The following is a 19,750-nucleotide window of genomic DNA, read 5'->3' on the forward strand; positions in this document are numbered from 1 at the left end:
TGTCCACCAAGGTCCGCTGAGAGCCAGCGCAATCCTCAAACGTTGAAGCGGAAGTGCATCACGTCGCCGTCCTTGACGATGTAGTCCTTGCCTTCCAGGCGCCATTTGCCGGCTTCCTTGGCGCCGGCCTCGCCCTTGTACTGGATGAAGTCGTCGTAGGCGATGACTTCGGCGCGGATGAAGCCCTTCTCGAAGTCGGTGTGGATCACGCCGGCGGCCTGCGGGGCGGTGGCGCCGACCTTGACGGTCCAGGCGCGTACTTCCTTCACCCCGGCGGTGAAGTAGGTCTGCAGGTTGAGCAGCTGGTAGCCGGCGCGGATCACGCGGTTCAGACCCGGCTCCTCCATGCCCATGGACTCGAGGAACATCATCTTTTCCTCGTCATCGTCCAGCTCGGCGATTTCCGCCTCGATCTTGTTGCACACCGGCACCACGATGGCGCCTTCTTCCTCGGCGATGGCCTTCACCACGTCCAGGTGCGGGTTGTTCTCGAAGCCGTCCTCGGCGACGTTGGCGATGTACATCACCGGCTTGCTGGTCAGCAGGTGGAAGCCGCGAACGATGCGCTTCTGCTCGTCGTCCATGTGCTTCATCAGGCTGCGGGCCGGCTTGCCCTCGCTGAAGTGCGGGATGAGCTTTTCCAGGATGGCCTTCTGCGCCAGGGCTTCCTTGTCGCCGCCCTTGGCGTTGCGGGCGACCTTCTGCAGTTGCTTCTCGCAGCTGTCCAGGTCGGCGAAGATCAGTTCCAGGTCGATGATCTCGATGTCGCGCTTGGGATCCACGCTGTTGGCCACGTGGATGACGTTCTCATCCTCGAAGCAGCGCACCACGTGGGCGATGGCGTCGGTCTCGCGGATGTTGGCCAGGAACTTGTTGCCCAGGCCCTCACCCTTGGAGGCGCCGGCGACCAGACCGGCGATGTCGACGAATTCCATGGTGGTCGGCAGCACGCGCTCGGGCTTGACGATCGCCGCCAGGGCATCCAGGCGGGCATCGGGCATCGGCACGATGCCGCTGTTGGGCTCGATGGTGCAGAACGGGAAGTTCTCCGCGGCGATGCCGGACTTGGTCAGGGCGTTGAACAGGGTGGACTTGCCGACGTTGGGCAGGCCGACGATGCCGCAATTGAATCCCATGGTGTATCCCTCGCGAATCGAAAAGGGGAGTGATCAGGCTTTCTGGCTGTGCAGCGTCTGCATGGCCTTGGTCCAGTCGCCAGCCAGGATCTCTGGAACAACGCCCAGGGCGTGGTCGATGCTCTTGTCCAGCAGCTCCTGCTCGCTGCGCGGCGCGCGGCTGAGCACGAAGCCGGACACCAGGCTGGCGTGGCCGGGATGGCCGATGCCCAGGCGCAGACGATGAAAACCGTTGTTGTTGCCGAGCTGGGCGATGATGTCGCGCAGTCCGTTGTGCCCGCCGTGTCCGCCGCCTTTCTTGAGCTTCGCGACGCCGGGGGGCATGTCGAGTTCGTCGTGGGCCACCAGGATCGCATCGGGCTCGATGCGGTAGAACCGGGCCAGCGCGGCGACGGCCTGTCCGCTGCGGTTCATGTAGGTGGTGGGGATGAGCAGACGAACGTCCTGACCCTGATGGGTGAACTTGCCCACCAGGCCGAAATACTTCTTGTCGAGAACCAGGCGCACGCCCTTGGCGTCGGCAAGGCGCTCAACGAAAAGGGCCCCTGCGTTATGCCGGGTCTGGTCGTATTCGGGGCCTGGATTACCCAGGCCGACGATCAGTTGTACGGCAGTCACGTCAGGGGCCCTTCCTTAAGCGGCTGCCGCGCAACGCGCGGCAGCGCCAGTTGCATTACTCGGCGCGCGAGGCGTGGATGTTGGCCACGGCCAGGTTGTTGCCGTGGGCCAGGGCCACCAGTTGAACGCCCTTCGGCAGCTTCAGGTCGGACAGGTGCAGAATCTGGCCGACTTCGACGTTGCTCAGATCAACTTCGATGAACTCCGGCAGGTCCTTGGCTTCGCAGGACACTTCCACTTCGCTGATCACGTGGGACACTTCGCCGCCTTGCTGCTTCACGCCCACCGAATTTTCGGCGTTGATGAAGTGCAGGGGAACGCTGGTGGTCATCTTCTGGCCGGCAACGACGCGCACGAAGTCGGCGTGCAGCACGAAGCTCTTGGCCGGGTGACGCTGCAGGGCCTTGATGACCACGTCTTCGGCCTTGCCGTCGATGGTCAGGCTGATGACGCTGCTGTAGGTGGCTTCGTTTTCCAGCGCCTTGGCGAAGTCCTTGGCCAGCAGGCTGATGGATTGCGGAGCCTTGTCGCCGCCGTAGACAACGGCGGGAACCAGGTTGGCGTTACGACGCAGGCGGCGGCTCGCACCTTTCCCCAGGTCGGAACGCGCTTCGGCATTCAGGGTGATCTTGGTCATGTTGTATCTCCAGATATACGTGTCGCCCGCACGCTTGCGACCAGCGTTTGGGCGACTCGGAAAAGCCCCGCGTCAGGCGGGGCGTTTGTGTTCAGCGCGATAGCTGGCGGCAGGGCCGTCAGCTGCGAAACATTGCGCTGATCGATTCTTCGTTGCTGATGCGGCGTACCGCTTCGGCGACCACCGGGGCGATGTCCAGCTGGCGAATGCGCGGGCACGCCTGCGCCGCCGGGGACAGCGGGATGGTGTTGGTGACCACCACTTCGTCGAGCGCGGAGCCTTCGATGTTCTCGATGGCGCGGCCGGACAGCACGGGGTGGGTGCAATAGGCATAAACGCGTTCGGCGCCGTGGTCCTTGAGGGCCTTGGCGGCCAGGCACAGGGTGCCGGCGGTATCGACCATGTCGTCGACCAGCACGCAGGTGCGGCCTTCGACATCGCCGATGATGTGCATGACTTCGGACACGTTGGCCTTGGGGCGACGCTTGTCGATGATCGCCAGGTCCACGCCCAGGCTCTTGGCCACGGCGCGCGCACGCACCACGCCACCGATATCCGGGGACACGATCAGCAGGTTCTCGAAGCGCTGGTCTTCGATATCGTCCACCAGGGTGGGCGAGCCGTAGATGTTGTCCACGGGGATATCGAAGAAGCCCTGGATCTGGTCGGCGTGCAGGTCAACGGTGAGCACACGGTTGACGCCGACGTTGGCCAGCATGTCGGCCACCACCTTTGCGCTGATCGCCACGCGGGCGGAGCGGGGGCGGCGATCCTGACGGGCATAGCCGAAGTAGGGGATCACGGCGGTGATGCGCGACGCGGAGGAGCGGCGGAAGGCGTCGGCCATTACCACCAGTTCCATCAGGTTGTCGTTGGTGGGCGCACAGGTCGGCTGAATCAGGAAGACGTCCTTGCCGCGAACATTTTCATTGATTTCAACGCTGATCTCGCCGTCGGAGAACTTGCCTACGGCAACGTCGCCGAGCGGGATGTGCAATTGCTGAACGACGCGACGCGCCAGATCGGGGTTGGCGTTCCCCGTGAAGACCATCATCTTGGACACGCGCAGTACCTGCCTGGATTGGGTCCGATGAAATTGAAAAGCCGTTCAAAAAGGCGTGCTTTTTGAACAGCTCTGGAATATGGCAGGGGCGGCTGGATTCGAACCAACGCATGGCAGGATCAAAACCTGCTGCCTTACCGCTTGGCGACGCCCCTGTAGGGTTTTACTCGAATGTTCTGACCGGAACTCGCAACCCGTGAGGGTTAATGGCAGGGGCGGCTGGATTCGAACCAACGCATGGCAGGATCAAAACCTGCTGCCTTACCGCTTGGCGACGCCCCTGTATCGAATTCCCGAAATCAGGCATTCACTTCCTGTCCAAGTTTTCCAGCGCGCGGTGCAGCGGAGACCGGTTGCAACCGCGAGCGATGAAGCTCGGCAGAGTGGCTGGAAGTTGGCGCGAGACTTTAGCAGCCTCATCGCGATTTGGGAAGCTCCCAAACACACAAGCTCCAGTGCCGGTCATGCGTGCCTGAACAAAATTGTTCAACCACTTCAAAGCGTTACGAACTTCGCTGTAGCGCTTCTCAACCACCGGCTGACAGTCGTTATGACCGCCCCCCTCAGGAAGGCTGCGAACTCTAATGGCCGGAGTATCACGTGTCAACTCCGGGTCGGAAAAAATTTCTGCTGTACTAACAGACACTTGCGGCGCAACGACCAGGTACCAGGGTTCCTCCGGGGTAACCGGGGTGAGCTTTTCACCTACCCCTTCGGCGAACGCCGCGCGACCGCGCACGAAGACCGGTACATCCGCACCCAGGGTGAGGCCCAGCTCGGCCAGGCGGTCCTCGCTCCAGTCCAGCCCCCAGAGGTGATTGAGGCCCACCAGCGTGGTGGCGGCATCCGAACTGCCGCCGCCGATGCCGCCGCCCATGGGCAGGCGCTTGTCCAGCCAGATATCGGCGCCCAGACGCGTGCCGGACTGCTCCTGCAGACGCCGTGCGGCGCGGACGATCAGGTTGCTGTCGTGGGGTACGCCGGGAATGTCGGTATGCAGGCGGATCTGCCCGTCCTCGCGGCAACGGAAACCGAGTTCGTCGCCATGGTCGAGAAACTGGAAGAGTGTCTGCAGCTCGTGATAACCGTCCGGGCGGCGGCCGAGGATATGCAGGAACAGGTTGAGCTTGGCCGGGGCGGGCAGGATCAGTTGGGCGTCATGCATGGGGTTGGTTCGGTTCGGGGAGTCATTTCTCTCTCCCTCGTGGGGAGAGAGGGGGTGTCGGCGCTAGCGGCCCAGCAGGCGCGGACGCCAGTCCTTGATAACCAGGGTGATTTCCAGGTCCTTGCCGTACAGCTTCATGCGCGAGGGCAGGGCGAAGCCGTCCTGCTCCAGGTAATCGAGATAGTCCACCCGCCAGTCCTCCTGGGTCAGTCTCGCCAGGCGGCTGTCGGCGTCTAGCGTCAGCTGGCTGCGGCTGTCGGGTTCGGGGAGGCCGCGTATCCACCAGAGCAGGTGGGAGACGGGCAACTGCCAGCCGAGCTGTTGTTCCAGCAGCGCCTCCGGCGATTCGGCGCTGTAGCGCCCCTGATTGGCGATTTCCAGCTCGGTGGCGCCGGGGCGACCGATCAGGCGGCTGGCGCCCTGGCCCAGCGGGCCGGAGAGGCGGATGTCGAAATACGACTGGCGCTGCAGCCACTGCAGAGTGGCGCTGCCGGAATCCTCAGGCGTCTTTAGGCCGAGCTTGCCGGTGATCTGCCAGCCGTCGATCTGGCTGATCTGCACCTTGTGGGCCTGCCACTGGGCAGGGTTGCCCTGGCCTTCCATGAGTTCGCGAGGCTGCTTGGCGGCGCAGCCGGCAAGCAGGGTGAGGATGGCAAGCAGAGTCGTCAGGCGTTTCATGGCGTCAGGGCTTCTCCGATCCGGTCAGGCGTTGCAGCGTGCGCAGCAGGGTGGTGTTCTCCGGGTCGCTCTTGAGCGCCTCGGCCCACACCTTGCGTGCCTCGCGCTGCTTGCCGCGCACCCAGAGCACTTCACCCAGGTGTGCGGCGATTTCTGCGTCGGGCATCTTGTCCATGGCCAGGCGAAGCAGGCGCTCGGCCTCTGCCAGGTTGCCCATGCGGTAGTTCACCCAGCCCAGACTATCGATGACCGCCGCGTCGTCCGGACTCAGTTGATAGGCCTGCTCGATCAGGCGGCGGGCTTCCTCGTAGCGGTTGGTGCGATCGGCCAGCGTGTAGCCCAGGGCGTTGAGGGCCATGGCGTTGTCCGGTTCCTGTTCGAGGATGAAGCGCAGGTCGCGCTCCAGTTGCGCCAGGTCACCGCGCTTCTCGGCCAGCATGGCCCGGCTGTAGAGCAGGTTGAGGTCGCCGGGATATTCGGCGAGGGCCTGGTCGATCAGGCGGCTGGCGCGTTGCGGCTGGTTGTTGCGCCCCCAGGCTTCGGCTTCGATCAGGTAGAGCTGCACCGCGTATTCCGGATAGCTGGCGCGGGCTTCGCGCAGCAGGCGCGCCGCCTCGCTGCCTTGCTGGCGTTCGAACAGCAGCGTGCTCTGGCGCGCCAGCGCGGGCAGGTACTCATTGCCCGGCTCGATCTGGGCATAGGCCTCCAGAGCCTCCTCGGGTTCGCCGAGCTCCTCGTAGACGCGCCCCAGATGCAGCAGAGCAGCGTTGCGATGAGCGTCGCGTTCGAGCAGCTCTTCCAGCAATTCACGGGCACCCTGCCAGTCTTCGATTTCCATGCTGACCAGGGCCAGGGAGAAGCGCAGGTCGTCGTCTTCCGGGTGCTGCTCCAGCAGTTCCGAGAACGCCTTGTGCGCCTCGGGTAGCTTGCGCTGGTCGACCAGCAGGCGTGCCTCGGCCAGGCGCAGGCGCTTGTCGTCCGGGTGCTGGCGGATGCCCTTGCGCAGCAGCGGCAGGGCTTCGTCGCCGCGATCCAGGCTCTGCAACAGCCGGGCGCGCAGCAGCAGGGCGCCGACGTCACCCTTGCGCAGCGCCGGGTGGTCGAGCAGCGCCAGAGCCTCTTCGGGCTTGCCGTCCTGCTGCAGCAGCAGGGCCTGGCCGAACAGCAGCTGGGCGTTGTCCGGGTACTTCTGCAGCAACTGATCGAAGCTGGTCATCAGCCCGGCGCGGGTGTCCGGGTCGGTCTCCGCCGCGGACAGCGCGAGGAAGTCGAAGTGCGGATTGCCCTTGTGGCGCAGGATGTTCTCCATGTGCGCGAGGGATTGCTCGAAGCGCCCGGCACGGGCCAGCTGGATGGCTGCGGCACGCTGTGCCTCGATGTTGCTCGGGTCGCTGTCAGCCCAGATGAGTGCGCTGTCGAGGGCCGCCTGGGTGGCGCCCAGGTACTCGGAGATGCGGTAGGCGCGCTCGGCCACGCCGGGGTCGCGGGTGGCATGGGCTTCGCGCAGGTAGTTGGCCAAGGCGATGTCGAAGCGGCCGCGCTGGCCGGCCAGTTCGGCGGTCAGCAGCGCAAACAGGGTGTCCGGCGTGAACGAGGCATATTCCACCGGCTCGGGTGCGGCGGCGGTTTCGGGCTCGGTGCTGCGCGAGGCGGAGGGCAGTGTCTGGCAGCCCAGGAGCATGAGGCCGGCCAACAGCGTGACGAATATCTTCATGGAGGGGTAACTCACCTGCTTTGCGCCATCATGACACAGGCCTGCCGGCAAGCCCATCGGCGGGGCAGGGTGGATGGGAGTTGTTCAAACACGGGCGACATAGGAGAATTGCGCGCTTCCCTGATCCGACCTAAGACGTGCATGGCCTTCCTCGCCCTTGGTATCAACCACAAGACCGCTTCCGTGGACATCCGCGAGCGGGTGGCGTTCACGCCCGAGCAGATGGTCGAGGCGCTCCAGCAGCTCTGCAGCGTGACGCCGAGCAGTGAAGCGGCGATTCTCTCGACCTGCAACCGCAGCGAGTTGTATCTGCACCAGGACTGCCTGCAGGCCGACCGGGTCCTGCAATGGCTGGCCGATTACCACCGCCTGAGCCTAGACGAGCTGCGCCAGTGTGCCTACGTGCATGCCGACGAGCAGGCCGTGCGCCACATGATGCGCGTGGCGTCTGGGCTGGATTCGCTGGTGCTCGGCGAGCCGCAGATCCTCGGCCAGATGAAATCCGCCTACGCGGTGGCCCGTGAGGCGGGCACCATCGGCCCGCTGCTGGGTCGCCTGTTCCAGGCCACCTTCAGCACCGCCAAGACCGTCCGCACCGACACCGCCATCGGCGAGAACCCGGTGTCCGTGGCCTTTGCCGCCGTCAGCCTGGCGAAGCAGATCTTCAGTCGGCTGGAGAACAGCCAGGCGCTGCTGATCGGCGCCGGCGAAACCATCACCCTGGTCGCCCGCCACCTGCACGAGCAGGGCGTCAAGCGCATCGTGGTGGCCAACCGTACCCTGGAGCGCGCCCGCACCCTGGCCGACGAGCTCGGCGCCCGCGCGGTGCTGCTCTCCGAGATTCCCGATGAGCTGGTCCACAGCGACATCGTCATCAGTTCCACCGCCAGCCAGCTGCCGATCCTCGGCAAGGGCGCCGTCGAGCGCGCGCTGAAGCTGCGCAAGCACAAGCCAATGTTCATGGTCGACATCGCCGTGCCGCGCGACATCGAGCCGCAGGTCGGCGAGCTGGAGGACGTATACCTCTACACCGTGGACGACCTCCACGAGGTGGTGGAGGAAAACCTCAAGAGCCGCCAAGGCGCGGCGCGCGCCGCCGAGGATCTGGTATCGCTGGGCGCCGACGAGTTCATGGCCCGTCTGCGCGAACTGGCCGCCGTGGACGTCCTCAAGGCCTACCGGCAGCAGGCCGAGCGCCTGCGCGACGAGGAACTGGCCAAGGCCCAGCGCCTGCTGCAGAACGGCGGCAGCGCCGAAGACGTGCTCGCCCAGCTGGCCCGCGGCCTGACCAACAAGCTGCTGCACGCGCCGAGCGTGCAGCTCAAGCGGCTCAGTGCCGACGGTCGCCTGGATGCGCTGGCCGTGGCCCAGGAGCTGTTTGCCCTCGACGAGACGAAGAAATGAAGGCATCCCTTCTGAAGAAGCTGGAAGGGCTTCAGGACCGCTACGAAGAACTCACCGCGCTGCTCGGCGACGCCGAAGTGATCGGCAACCAGAACCAGTTCCGCGCCTATTCCAAGGAATACGCCGAGGTGGAGCCGGTGATCCTCGCCTATCGGGATTTCTGCAAGGTGCAGTCCGACCTGGATGGCGCGCGGGAAATGCTCAAGGACAGCGATCCGGAGCTGCGCGCGATGGCCGAGGAAGAGGTCGATCAGGCGCGCGCCGAGCTGGAGACACTGGAGGATCGCCTGCAGCGCATGCTGTTGCCGCGTGACCCCAACGACAGCCGCAACGTGTTCCTGGAAGTGCGCGCCGGCACCGGGGGCGACGAGGCGGCGATCTTTGCTGGCGACCTGTTCCGCATGTATTCGCGCTATGCCGAGAAGCAGGGCTGGCGCATCGAAATCCTCTCCGAGAACCCCGGCGAGCACGGCGGCTACAAGGAAATCATCACCCGCGTCGAGGGTGACGACGTGTACGCCAAGCTCAAGTTCGAGTCTGGCGCGCACCGCGTGCAGCGCGTGCCGGAAACCGAATCCCAGGGCCGCATCCATACCTCGGCTTGCACCGTGGCGGTTCTGCCCGAGCCGGATGAGCAGGCGGCCATCGAGATCAACCCGGCGGATTTGCGCGTCGACACCTACCGCTCCTCCGGCGCCGGCGGCCAGCACGTCAACAAGACCGAATCGGCGATCCGCATCACCCACCTGCCTACCGGCATCGTGGTCGAGTGCCAGGAAGAGCGTTCGCAGCACAAGAACCGCGCCAAGGCCATGGCCTGGCTGGCGGCCAAGCTGCAGGACCAGCAGGACGCCGCCGCCCACAAGGAAATTTCCGACACCCGCAAGCTGCTAGTGGGTTCGGGCGACCGTTCCGAGCGCATCCGCACCTATAACTTCCCGCAGGGCCGGGTCACCGACCACCGCATCAACCTGACCCTGTATTCCCTGGGCGAAGTGATGGCCGGCGCGGTCGAACAGGTGATCGAGCCGCTGCGTCAGGAATTCCAGGCCGACCAGCTGGCGGCGCTGGGGGATTAAGCACGGCGCTTTTGTGGGAGCGGACTTGTCCGCGATGCGGTGTGCACCGAAGCCAAAAGCTCGCGAATGAATTCGCTCCCACAGAGCGGCCACGGCCGCAGAGGAGTTTTCCTGTCGAATGCCCACCCTCCAATCCCTGCTCGAAGCCGCCGATCTGCCCGACTCGCCCAGCCCGCGCCTGGACGCCGAGCTGCTGCTCGCCCATGTGCTGGGCAAGCCGCGCAGCTTCCTGCGCACCTGGCCTGAACACGAGCCCGACGCCGAACAATGCGCCCGCTTCGAACGCCTGCTGCAGCGCCGCCGCGCCGGTGAGCCGGTGGCCTACCTGCTGGGACGCCAGGGTTTCTGGAGCCTCGATCTGGAAGTCTCCCCCGACACGCTGATTCCCCGTCCCGACACCGAGCTGCTGGTGGAAACCGCCCTGCAACTGGCGCCGGCCACGCCGCTGGAGGTGCTCGACCTGGGCACCGGCACCGGCGCCATCGCCCTGGCCCTGGCCGCCGAGCGGCCGGCCTGGCGGGTGACCGGCGTGGATCGCGTCGACGCGGCCGTGGCGCTGGCTGCGCGCAATGGCCAGCGCCTGGGCCTGTCCAACGCGCGCTTCCAGCTCAGCCACTGGTTCGATGGCCTGGACGAGCAGCGCTTTGCGCTGATCGTCAGCAATCCGCCCTACATCGCCGCCGCCGACCGCCACCTGGGCGAGGGCGACGTGCGCTTCGAGCCGGCCAGCGCGCTGGTGGCCGGGGCGGACGGGCTGGACGACATTCGCTCGATCATCGCGCTGGCGCCCCGGCACCTGCTGCCCGGTGGCTGGCTGCTGCTGGAGCACGGCTACGATCAGGCCGAGGCGGTGCGCGCGCTGCTCAGCGCCGCCGGCTTCACCCGGGTGGAAAGCCGCCGCGACCTGGGCAATCACCAACGCATCAGTCTGGGTTGCTGGGAGGCTGAATGACCGAATTGAACGACCAGGAACTGCTGCGCTACAGCCGGCAGATTCTCCTCAGGCAGATCGATATCGAGGGCCAGCTGCGCATCAAGCAAGGGCGGGTGCTGATCGTCGGCCTCGGCGGGCTGGGTTCGCCGGTGGTGTTGTACCTGGCCGCCGCTGGGGTGGGCGAGCTGCACCTGGCGGACTTCGACCAGGTGGACCTGACCAACCTGCAGCGCCAGATCATCCACGACAGCCACAGCCTGGGCGTCGCCAAGGTCGACTCGGCCATCGCCCGACTGACCGCGCTCAACCCTGAGGTGCGTCTGGTGGCGCATCACGCCGCGCTGGATGCCGATTCGTTGGCCGCCGCCGTGGCGGCGGTGGACGTGGTGGTGGACTGCTGCGACAACTTCGCCACCCGCGAGGCGGTCAATGCCGCCTGCGTGGCGGCCGGCACGCCGCTGGTCTCCGGCGCGGCCATCCGCCTGGAAGGGCAACTGGCGGTGTTCGATCCGGGCCGCGCCGACAGTCCCTGCTACCACTGCCTGTACGGCCATGGCAGCGAGGCGGAACTGACCTGCAGCGAGGCCGGCGTGATCGGTCCGCTGGTCGGCCTGGTCGGCAGCCTGCAGGCGCTGGAAGCCCTCAAGCTGCTGGCCGGCTTCGGCGAGCCGCTGATTGGCCGACTGCTGCTGATCGACGCGCTGGGCAGCCGCTTCCGCGAGCTGAAGGTGCGCCGCGATCCGGCCTGTGCGGTGTGCGGAGGACGGCATGGCCAGTGAGGCGCCAGTCGGCGTGTTCGACTCCGGGGTCGGCGGCATCTCGGTGCTGCGCGAGATCCAGGCGCGCCTGCCCAACGAGTCGCTGCTTTACGTGGCGGACAGCGGCTTCGTGCCCTACGGCGAGAAAAGCCCGGAGTTCATCCGCGCGCGCAGCCGCGCCATCACCGAGTTCCTGCTCGACCAAGGCTGCAAGGCGCTGGTGGTGGCCTGCAACACCGCCACCGCGGCGGCGGTCGCCGAACTGCGCGGAACCTGGCCCGAGTTGCCCATCGTCGGCATGGAGCCGGCGGTCAAGCCAGCGGCCAGCGCTACGCGCAGTGGCGCGGTGGGGGTGCTGGCCACCACCGGCACGCTGAAGAGCGCAAAGTTCGCCGCGCTGCTGGACCGCTTCGCCCACGATGTGCGGGTGGTCACCCAGCCCTGTCCGGGCCTGGTGGAATGCGTGGAAAGCGGCGCGTTGCAGAGCGAGGAAACCCGCGCGCTGCTGCAGGGCTACGTGGCCCCGCTGCTGGAGGCCGGCTGCGACACGCTGATCCTCGGTTGCACCCACTATCCCTTCCTCAAGCCGCTGCTGCGCCAGCTGGTGCCCGAGTCGGTGAGCCTGATCGATACCGGCGAAGCGGTGGCGCGTCAGCTGCATCGCCTGCTGGCGGCCCGCGACCTGCTGGCCGCCGGCCCGGCCGCGCCGGCGCGCTTTCACACCAGTGGCGATCCCGAGGCGCTGCGCCGGGTGTTGCCGGTGCTCTGGCCGCATGCGGCGCGGCTCGAGGCGCTGCCGGTGGAACTCGGCGCGGCCTGAGTCTTCAGATGACGGGAAGTCCCAGCAAACGAGGACATTCCCGATGCGCAACGGATTACCCCTGGTGGCGGCATTTGCCCTGGCCGCGGCCACCTCCCCGGCAGCCCGGGCCGTGGATCTGACCCTGTCGGTCGGAGAGAGCCACGACTCCACGACGGTCGTGCGAATTGCCCTGGAATCGAGCTTCTCCCGCAGCTGGTGGCAAACCTCCACCGGCCGGCTGACCGGCTACTGGGACGCCGGTTACACCTGGTGGGAGGGCGACCTTACCTCCGACAACCACAGCCTGTCGTTGGCGCCGGTGTTCGTCTATGAGTTCGCCGGCGAACGGCTACGGCCGTTCATCGAGGCGGGCATCGGTGTGGCGGTATTCGCCGACACGCAGATCGAGGACCGCGACCTGGGATCGATGTTCCAGTTCGAGGACCGCATCGGCGTCGGTCTGCGCTTTGGCCAAGGACATACTCTGGGTCTGCGTGCCATCCACTATTCCAACGCGGGCATCAAGAATCCCAACGACGGGGCGGAGGTCTACAGCCTGTACTACCGGTTGCCGCTGTAGGGGAAAGGGCGCACCGCTGGCCGGGAGAGGAGGCAATGCCCCCTCTCCCTTGACGGGAGAGGGGCCGGGGGGAGAGGGTGGAGCACCCTACCTTCACGCACGTTCGGGAGGACTTCCCCCATGCGCATCCTGCTCACCGGCGGTACCGGCCTCATCGGCCGTCATCTCTGTCATCTCTGGCGTGCCCAGGGCCATGAGGTCTGGGTGTGGAGTCGCCGGCCGCAAGCCGTGCCGGCGATCTGCGGCGCCGGCGTGCAGGGCGTCGCCGAGCTGGTCGAGCTGGACGACCAGCCGCTGGACGCGGTGGTCAACCTGGCCGGCGCGCCCATTGCCGACCGGCCCTGGACGGCGGCACGTCGCCAGGAGCTGTGGGACAGTCGCGTCACTCTGACCGAGCAGCTGGTGGACTGGCTGGCGCGCCGCGCGCAGCGGCCGGCGGTGCTGGTCTCCGGCTCGGCCACCGGCTGGTACGGCGACGCCGGCGAGCAGCGGCTGGACGAGACGTCGCCGCCCGCCGACCAGGGCTTCGCCGCGCGCCTATGCGGCGCCTGGGAGGATGCGGCCTGCCGCGCCGAGGCGCTGGGGCTGCGCGTGGTGCGCGTGCGCACCGCGCCGGTGCTGACCCTCGACGGCGGTATGTTGCCGCGCCTGCTGCCACTGTATCGGCTCGGCCTGGGCGGGCCGCAGGGCAGCGGCCGGCAATGGATGCCCTGGATCCACCTGCACGATGAAATCGCCCTGATCGATTTTCTCGTCTCCCATCCCGACGCGAGCGGCCCGTACAATGCCTGCGCTCCGCAGGCCGTGCGCAACCGCGACTTCGCCCATGCGCTCGGTCGCGCCCTGCATCGGCCAACCCTGCTGCGCGTGCCGGCCTTCGCCCTCAAGGGCCTCGGCGAGCTGTCCAGCCTGCTGCTGGGTGGCCAGCACCTGACGCCCCGACGCGTGCAGGAGCAGGGTTTTGCGTTTCGCTTCGCCGATCTGGATTTAGCCCTGGCCGACCTGCTCGGCCGCCATCGATAGGAAGTTGCATGACCGATCACGCGCTGTTGCTGGTCAACCTGGGGTCGCCCGAATCCACCAAGGTGGAAGATGTGCGTCGCTACCTCAACCAGTTCCTCATGGACCCCTATGTCATCGATCTGCCCTGGCCGCTGCGCCGCCTGCTGGTGTCGCTGATTCTCTGGAAACGTCCGGCCCAGTCGGCGCATGCCTATGCCTCCATCTGGTGGGAAGAGGGCTCGCCGCTGATCGTGCTCAGCCGCCGTCTGCAGGCGGCGATGGCCGAGCGCTGGAGCCACGGGCCGGTGGAGCTGGCCATGCGTTATGCCGAGCCGTCCATCGAGGGCACACTGCGCCGCCTGGCCGAGCAGGGCGTGCGGCGCATCACCGTGGCGCCGCTGTACCCGCAGTTCGCCGACAGCACCACCACCACCGTGCTGCAGGAGATCCGCCGGGTCGTCGCACAGCATGGCTTCAGCTTCGAGCTGCAGTACCTGCCACCGTTCTTCGCTGAGGAGCCCTACCAGCAGGCGCTGCTGGCCAGCGCCAGGCCACACCTGCAGCAGGGTTTCGACCACCTGCTGCTGAGCTTCCACGGCATTCCCGAGTCGCACATCCGCAAGCTGGTCAAGGACCCGAAGCACGACCTGCGCGCGCCCAACAGCCAGGGCGTCAGCCCGGAAAACCTCGCGCTGTGCTACCGCAGCCAGTGCCAGCGCACCGCCGAGCTGTTCGCCGAACGCGCGGGCCTGAAGGACGATCAGTGGTCGGTGTCCTTCCAGTCGCGCCTGGGGCGCAACAAGTGGATCGAACCCTACACCGAGCCCACCCTCGAAGCGCTGGCCGCCAAGGGTGTGAAGAAGCTGCTGGTCATGTGCCCGGCCTTCGTCGCCGACTGCATCGAGACCCTGGAGGAAATCGGCGACCGTGGCCGTGAAGTCTTCCAGGCCGCCGGTGGCGAGGAACTGGTGCTGGTGCCCTGCCTGAACGACCACCCGCAGTGGGCAGATGCGTTGAAGCAGCTCTGCGAACAGCGGGCCGTGCCGCTGCGCTGATGCTGCGAAACCGTAGGGCGGACAACGCTTCACCTGTCCGCCAAGCGGTGCGCACGGCGCCTTCGAGTTGCCTGCCTTGGCGGACAAGAACGACGTTGTCCGCCCTACGCTCTGACGAAAGTGTGTCGGTTCTAAAGGCCCCGGCACGCCCTTTGCTTCGCGGCCTGACTACCGCCTGTTTCGTGACGGTTTCTCAGGTACGCCCATGCACTCCGCGCTTCACCACCACGCCGATGCTCTTCTTGCCGATACCGACCAGCGCAGCCTGGAAGCGCGCGTGGACGAGTTGCAGGGCCGTCTGGAGCAGTTCAGCCTGCAGCGCATCCAGGAGCTGGCCGACGGCGAGCGCCTGGCTCGGCGCCTGCAGAACATCGTCGACTTGTTGCCCGGTGGCGTGGTGGTTATTGACGGTCACGGCCGCGTGCGCGAAGCCAACCCGGCGGCCCGCGAGCTGCTCGGCGAGCCGCTGGTCGGTGCGCTGTGGCGTGACGTGATCGCCCGCTGTTTCGCGCCGCGCAAGGACGACGGCCACGAGATTTCCCTGCGCAACGGCCGACGCGTGTCGCTGGCCACCCGCTCGCTGGAGGCTGAGCCCGGCCAACTGGTGATGCTGCAGGACATGACCGAAACGCGCCTGCTGCAGGAACAGCTGGCCCGCCACGAGCGGCTGTCCAGCCTCGGTCGCATGGTCGCCTCGCTGGCCCATCAGGTGCGCACGCCGCTGTCCGCCGCGCTGCCCTATGCCGGTCATCTCAGCGAGCGCCCTCTGCCCTTCGAACAGCAGCAGCGCTTCGCCCTGCGCATCAAGGAGCGCCTGCAGGAACTGGAGCACCAGGTGCGCGACATGCTGGTGTTCGCCCGCGGCGAGCTGCCGCTGTCCGACCGCCTGGCCCCGCGCGAGCTGTTCGACGCCCTGCGCGCCGCTGCCGATTCGCATATCGAGGGCCTGCAGGTGCGCTGGCAATGCGACGCGCGCGGCGGCGAGCTGCTGTGCAACCGCGACACCCTGGTCGGCGCCATCCTCAACCTGGTCAACAACGCCGTGCAGGCCGGCGGCCCGCAGGTGCGGCTGAAGATCCACCTGGTGCGCCGGGGCGACACCCTGCGCCTGACCGTCAGCGACAGCGGCCCGGGCATCGAGCCGGCAGTGCTGGCGCGCCTCGGCGAAGCCTTCTTTACCACCAAGACCGCCGGCACCGGCCTGGGTCTGGCGGTGGTCAAGGCGGTGGCCCGCGCCCATCGCGGCGAGCTGTTGCTGCGCTCGCGGGTCGGCCGTGGCACCTGCGCCATTTTGGAGTTGCCGCTGATCCTGGCGGCCGAAGGAGTTCAGGAGTACGCATGACTACCAAGGTTCTGCTGGTCGAAGACGACCGGGCGCTGCGCGATGCGCTGGGCGACACCCTGGAGCTGGGCGGCTACGCCTTTCGCGCCGTGGAGAACGCCGAAGAGGCGCTGCTGGCCCTGGAGCAGGACAGCTATTCGCTGGTGATCAGCGACGTGAACATGCCGGGCATGAACGGTCATCAGTTGCTGGTCGCCATCCGCCAGCGCCAGCCGCAACTGCCGGTGCTGCTGATGACCGCCTTCGGTGCCGTCGAGCGCGCCGTGGACGCCATGCGCCAGGGCGCCGCCGACTATCTGCTCAAGCCCTTCGAACCCAAGGCGCTGCTGGATCTGGTGGCGCGCCACGCCAACGGCGTGCTGACCCTGAGTGAACATGACGGCCCGGTGGCCGAGGAACCGGCCAGCCGCCAGTTGCTGGAACTGGCCGCCCGGGTGGCGCGCAGCGATTCCACCGTACTGATCTCCGGCGAATCCGGTACCGGCAAGGAAGTGCTGGCCCGCTACATCCACCAGTGCTCGCCGCGCGCCGGCAAGGCCTTCGTGGCCATCAACTGCGCGGCGATTCCGGACAACATGCTGGAAGCCACCCTGTTCGGCCATGAGAAGGGCGCCTTCACCGGCGCCATCGCCGCCCAGCCGGGCAAGTTCGAGCTGGCCGATGGCGGCACCATCCTGCTCGATGAAATCTCCGAGATGCCCCTGGGCCTGCAAGCCAAGCTGCTGCGCGTGTTGCAGGAGCGCGAAGTGGAACGGGTCGGCGCGCGCAAGCCGATGCCGCTGGACATCCGCGTGCTGGCCACCACCAACCGCGACCTGCAGGGCGAAGTGGCGGCCGGGCGTTTCCGCGAAGACCTCTATTACCGCCTCTCGGTGTTCCCGCTGGCCTGGCGGCCGCTGCGCGAGCGTCCGGCGGACATCCTGCCGCTGGCCGAGCGCCTGTTGGTCAAGCACGCCAGCAAGATGCGCCTGCCGCCGGTGAAGCTCTCGCCCGAGTCGGCCGATTGCCTGCGCCGGCATCCCTGGCCGGGCAACGTGCGCGAGCTGGACAACGCCATCCAGCGTGCGCTGATCCTGCAGCAGAACAACCTGATCCAGCCCCACGACCTGTGCCTGGACATGCCCATCGGCCTGGCGCCGCTGCCGGCTGCCGCGCCTGCGCCGGTGGCGGCAGCGGCGCCCGTGGCAACGTCCCTGCCGCCGCTGGCGGAAGAGGGCGGCGACGCCGGCGCGCTGGGCGAAGACCTGCGCCGCCGCGAGTTCGAGCTGATCCTCGATACCCTGCGCAGCGAGCGCGGTCGCCGCAAGGAAACCGCCGAGCGCCTGGGCATCAGTCCGCGCACCCTGCGCTACAAGCTGGCGCAGATGCGCGACGCCGGGCTGGATGTCGAGGCCTATCTGTTCGGGTAGGCCCACAGGTTTGGGCGTCGTCGCGACCACCCGCCCTTGGCACCCACCGGCCGGCGGCATAGACTGCGCGCCTTTCAAGCCCAGCCTTTCGTAATTGCCATGGCCGCCAAAGTCCAACCCTTCTGGAAACGCAAGACCCTCGCCGACCTGGACCAGGAGGAGTGGGAGTCGCTGTGCGATGGCTGCGGCCTGTGCTGCCTGCAGAAGCTCGAGGACGAGGACGACGGCAGCGTCTACTACACCCGCATCGCCTGCAAGCTGCTGGACCTGAAGAGCTGCCGCTGCACCGATTACGCCAATCGCCGCGCGCATGTACCGGACTGCATCCAGCTGACCCCGGCGCGCACCGACGAATTCAAGTGGCTGCCGCCCACCTGCGCCTACCGCCTGGTGGCCGAGGGCAAGGACCTGCTGCCCTGGCACCCGCTGGTCTGCAACGACCCCGATGCGGTACACCACGCCGGCATCTCCCTGTCCGGCAAGATGCTCAGCGAAACCGCCGTCGCCGATGAGGACTGGGAACAGCACCTGATTTTCCGCGCCGGTTGAGGTCGAAGCGGTTGATCCGCTTTACTGTCCCCCTCTCTTGCGCAGGAAGCCGCCATGCTTGCTCGTTCCACACTGTTGCTGTCCGTTCTGCTGACCGTGCTGCCGGCCTGGGCAGCCAAGGTCGACCTGGATTACCGGGTGAAATTCCTCCCCGCCGAGGACCAGGCCGAGGTCAGCCTGACTGTGGAGAAGGGCGAGGCCGTGCACCTGCTGGACTTCAACCTGGGCGAGGCCACCACCTTCAGTGACTTCCAGGCCGATGGCCAGTGGAGGCTGGCGGACGGGCGCGGCAGATGGCAGCCGTCCAGCGGCAAGGCCAGCCTGCGCTACCGGGTGCGCATCAGCAACCAGCGCAGTTCCGGCAGTTACGACGCCCGCATGACCGAGGACTGGGTCCTGATGCGTGGCGACGATCTGGTGCCGCCGGCGCGTGCCTCGCTGCGCGACGGGGTGGAGCTGATCTCGCGGCTGCAGTTCGACCTGCCGGAGGGTTGGAAGAGCGTCGAGACCGGCTGGACCCGGATCGGCAAGCAGCGTTTCCGCGTCGACAACCCCTCGCGCAATTTCGACCGTCCCACTGGCTGGCTGATCGCCGGCAAGCTGGGCACCCGCCGCGAGCGCCTCGGTCTGAGTGAAATCACCGTGGCCGCGCCGCTTGATCAGGGCATGCGGCGCATGGACATCCTTACCCTGCTGACCTTCGTCTGGCCGCAGGTGCAGCAGCTGTTCCAGCGCGATCCGGCCAAGCTGCTGATCGTCGGTGGCGGCGAGCCCATGTGGCGGGGCGGCCTGTCCGGTCCCAACTCGCTGTTCATGCACGCCGACCGGCCGCTGGTCAGCGAGAACGGCACCAGCTCGCTGTTGCACGAGCTGGTCCATGTCATCGCGCGTGTTACCGACCACGACAACAGTGACTGGATCAGCGAAGGCCTGGCCGAGTACTACGCCATCGAGTTGCTGCGTCGTGCCGGCGGCATGACCGAGGATCGCTATCAGCAGGTGCGCAAGCACCTGGCGGACTGGTCGAAGGATGTGAAGAGCCTGCGCGGCGAGCGGGCCAGCGGCCCGGTGACCGCCCGCGCCGTATTGCTGCTGCAGGACCTGGATGGCGAGATCCGCAAGCGCAGCAACGGTCAGCGTTCGCTGGACGATGTCATGCGCGGCCTGATGCGCCTGGAGCGGGCCAGCACCCAGGAGTTCATCGATATCAGCGAGAACGTCATGGGCGGGCGCTCGAAGGTGCTGGACACGCGACTTCTGCGCTGAGTCGCGCCGCCGGCGTGACGTTGCTCGCGTTCTTGCACACCGGCCTGGCGGGCGGGCCGCGTTGGGCTAGCTTGCCTGCCGGGCGGCATCGGCTGCCCGCAGGACTTCAATGAAAAAGGAACTTTCCATGCGTAAACTGCTGTCCGCCCTCAGCCTGGCCCTCCTGGCCGGCACCACCTCCGTCGCCGCCCTGGCTGTCGAAGCCACCGCCCAACCCCAGGCCGCCCAGAGCGCCCAGGTTGCCACCAAGGTGAATCTCAACACCGCCGACGCCGACACCCTGGCCCGCGAGCTGGTCGGCATCGGCGCCAGCAAGGCCGAGGCCATCATCGCCCACCGCCAGGCCCACGGCCCGTTCGCCACCGTGGATGAGCTGCTGGAAGTCAAAGGTATTGGCACTGCCATCCTGGAGAAGAACCTCAACAGGCTGAGCGTGCAGTAAGGCCACTCGTGGCACCGGAAGCCGGCCCTTGGGCCGGCTTTTTCATGGGCGGCTGGTGAGAGTCCAGCGGCCAAAACGAAAAAGCCCCGACTTGCGTCCTGGCTCTTTAACACCTCT

Annotated in this window: 20 protein-coding genes and 2 tRNA genes; 13 read left to right on the top strand and 9 right to left on the bottom strand. The window is 67.0% G+C overall.

Features of this window, described 5'->3' with window-relative positions; all coding sequences use genetic code 11:
* Positions 1–35: 35 nt before the first annotated feature.
* The 9 genes from ychF to SF06_RS03930 all read right to left on the bottom strand — a co-directional run bounded on the left by ychF (position 36) and on the right by SF06_RS03930 (position 7,011).
* On the bottom strand, positions 36–1,136 hold the full coding sequence (ychF, locus tag SF06_RS03890; protein ID WP_027591205.1) for a redox-regulated ATPase YchF: 1,101 nt from the start codon (positions 1,134–1,136) through the stop codon (positions 36–38).
* Positions 1,137–1,169: 33 nt separating this feature from the next.
* Positions 1,170–1,754: an aminoacyl-tRNA hydrolase gene (gene pth, locus SF06_RS03895; protein WP_027591206.1), complete on the bottom strand. Its 585-nt coding sequence runs from the start codon at positions 1,752–1,754 to the stop codon at positions 1,170–1,172.
* Between the two features lie 55 nt (positions 1,755–1,809).
* Positions 1,810–2,391, bottom strand: coding sequence for a 50S ribosomal protein L25/general stress protein Ctc (locus SF06_RS03900; RefSeq protein WP_039560045.1), 582 nt, complete (start codon positions 2,389–2,391; stop codon positions 1,810–1,812).
* A 118-nt stretch (positions 2,392–2,509) separates the two neighbouring features.
* Entirely contained in the window at positions 2,510–3,454 is a 945-nt protein-coding gene (locus tag SF06_RS03905) for a ribose-phosphate pyrophosphokinase (RefSeq protein ID WP_027591208.1), read from the bottom strand.
* An 80-nt stretch (positions 3,455–3,534) separates the two neighbouring features.
* Positions 3,535–3,609 (bottom strand) — tRNA-Gln (locus SF06_RS03910).
* 52 nt (positions 3,610–3,661) lie between these two features.
* Positions 3,662–3,736: transfer RNA gene (locus SF06_RS03915), tRNA-Gln, on the bottom strand.
* Between the two features lie 25 nt (positions 3,737–3,761).
* On the bottom strand, positions 3,762–4,619 hold the full coding sequence (gene ispE, locus SF06_RS03920; RefSeq protein ID WP_039560047.1) for a 4-(cytidine 5'-diphospho)-2-C-methyl-D-erythritol kinase: 858 nt from the start codon (positions 4,617–4,619) through the stop codon (positions 3,762–3,764).
* A gap of 63 nt (positions 4,620–4,682) precedes the next feature.
* A complete protein-coding gene (lolB, locus tag SF06_RS03925; RefSeq protein WP_027591802.1) occupies positions 4,683–5,297 on the bottom strand; it encodes a lipoprotein insertase outer membrane protein LolB in 615 nt (204 codons plus the stop codon).
* Between the two features lie 4 nt (positions 5,298–5,301).
* A complete protein-coding gene (locus tag SF06_RS03930; protein WP_039560048.1) occupies positions 5,302–7,011 on the bottom strand; it encodes a tetratricopeptide repeat protein in 1,710 nt (569 codons plus the stop codon).
* Positions 7,012–7,152: 141 nt separating this feature from the next.
* Between SF06_RS03930 and hemA the strand changes: the two genes are divergently transcribed.
* From hemA to SF06_RS03995, 13 genes are all read left to right on the top strand, one after another.
* Positions 7,153–8,415 carry a glutamyl-tRNA reductase gene (gene hemA, locus SF06_RS03935; RefSeq protein WP_027591804.1) on the top strand — a complete coding sequence of 421 codons (1,263 nt, stop codon included), beginning with the start codon at positions 7,153–7,155 and terminating at the stop codon, positions 8,413–8,415.
* Positions 8,412–9,494, top strand: a complete 1,083-nt coding sequence (gene prfA, locus SF06_RS03940) for a peptide chain release factor 1 (RefSeq protein WP_039560049.1) — start codon at positions 8,412–8,414, stop codon at positions 9,492–9,494. The genes hemA and prfA overlap by 4 nt, the downstream gene beginning before the upstream one ends.
* A gap of 118 nt (positions 9,495–9,612) precedes the next feature.
* Positions 9,613–10,446 (top strand): peptide chain release factor N(5)-glutamine methyltransferase, encoded by an 834-nt coding sequence (prmC, locus tag SF06_RS03945; RefSeq protein ID WP_039560050.1) that lies wholly within the window; start codon positions 9,613–9,615, stop codon positions 10,444–10,446.
* Complete coding sequence (locus tag SF06_RS03950; protein ID WP_039560051.1) at positions 10,443–11,207, top strand: molybdopterin-synthase adenylyltransferase MoeB; 765 nt, start codon at positions 10,443–10,445, stop codon at positions 11,205–11,207. Before prmC ends, SF06_RS03950 begins: the two co-directional genes overlap by 4 nt.
* Complete coding sequence (gene murI, locus SF06_RS03955; RefSeq protein ID WP_039560052.1) at positions 11,197–12,006, top strand: glutamate racemase; 810 nt, start codon at positions 11,197–11,199, stop codon at positions 12,004–12,006. The genes SF06_RS03950 and murI overlap by 11 nt, the downstream gene beginning before the upstream one ends.
* A gap of 43 nt (positions 12,007–12,049) precedes the next feature.
* Entirely contained in the window at positions 12,050–12,568 is a 519-nt protein-coding gene (locus SF06_RS03960; protein WP_039560053.1) for an acyloxyacyl hydrolase, read from the top strand.
* Positions 12,569–12,688: 120 nt separating this feature from the next.
* Positions 12,689–13,591: a TIGR01777 family oxidoreductase gene (locus SF06_RS03965; protein ID WP_027591275.1), complete on the top strand. Its 903-nt coding sequence runs from the start codon at positions 12,689–12,691 to the stop codon at positions 13,589–13,591.
* 8 nt (positions 13,592–13,599) lie between these two features.
* Positions 13,600–14,625 (top strand): ferrochelatase, encoded by a 1,026-nt coding sequence (gene hemH, locus SF06_RS03970; RefSeq protein WP_027591274.1) that lies wholly within the window; start codon positions 13,600–13,602, stop codon positions 14,623–14,625.
* 205 nt (positions 14,626–14,830) lie between these two features.
* On the top strand, positions 14,831–15,967 hold the full coding sequence (locus SF06_RS03975; RefSeq protein WP_081993392.1) for a sensor histidine kinase: 1,137 nt from the start codon (positions 14,831–14,833) through the stop codon (positions 15,965–15,967).
* Positions 15,964–17,376, top strand: a complete 1,413-nt coding sequence (locus tag SF06_RS03980) for a sigma-54-dependent transcriptional regulator (RefSeq protein ID WP_039560055.1) — start codon at positions 15,964–15,966, stop codon at positions 17,374–17,376. The genes SF06_RS03975 and SF06_RS03980 overlap by 4 nt, the downstream gene beginning before the upstream one ends.
* 99 nt (positions 17,377–17,475) lie before the next feature.
* Positions 17,476–17,925: a YcgN family cysteine cluster protein gene (locus SF06_RS03985; RefSeq protein WP_039560056.1), complete on the top strand. Its 450-nt coding sequence runs from the start codon at positions 17,476–17,478 to the stop codon at positions 17,923–17,925.
* Between the two features lie 54 nt (positions 17,926–17,979).
* Entirely contained in the window at positions 17,980–19,191 is a 1,212-nt protein-coding gene (locus SF06_RS03990; protein WP_039560057.1) for a hypothetical protein, read from the top strand.
* Positions 19,192–19,318: 127 nt separating this feature from the next.
* Positions 19,319–19,633: a ComEA family DNA-binding protein gene (locus SF06_RS03995; protein WP_039560059.1), complete on the top strand. Its 315-nt coding sequence runs from the start codon at positions 19,319–19,321 to the stop codon at positions 19,631–19,633.
* Positions 19,634–19,750 lie beyond the last annotated feature (117 nt).

It is taken from the genome of Pseudomonas flexibilis, assembly GCF_000802425.1.
Classification (GTDB): domain Bacteria; phylum Pseudomonadota; class Gammaproteobacteria; order Pseudomonadales; family Pseudomonadaceae; genus Serpens; species Serpens flexibilis.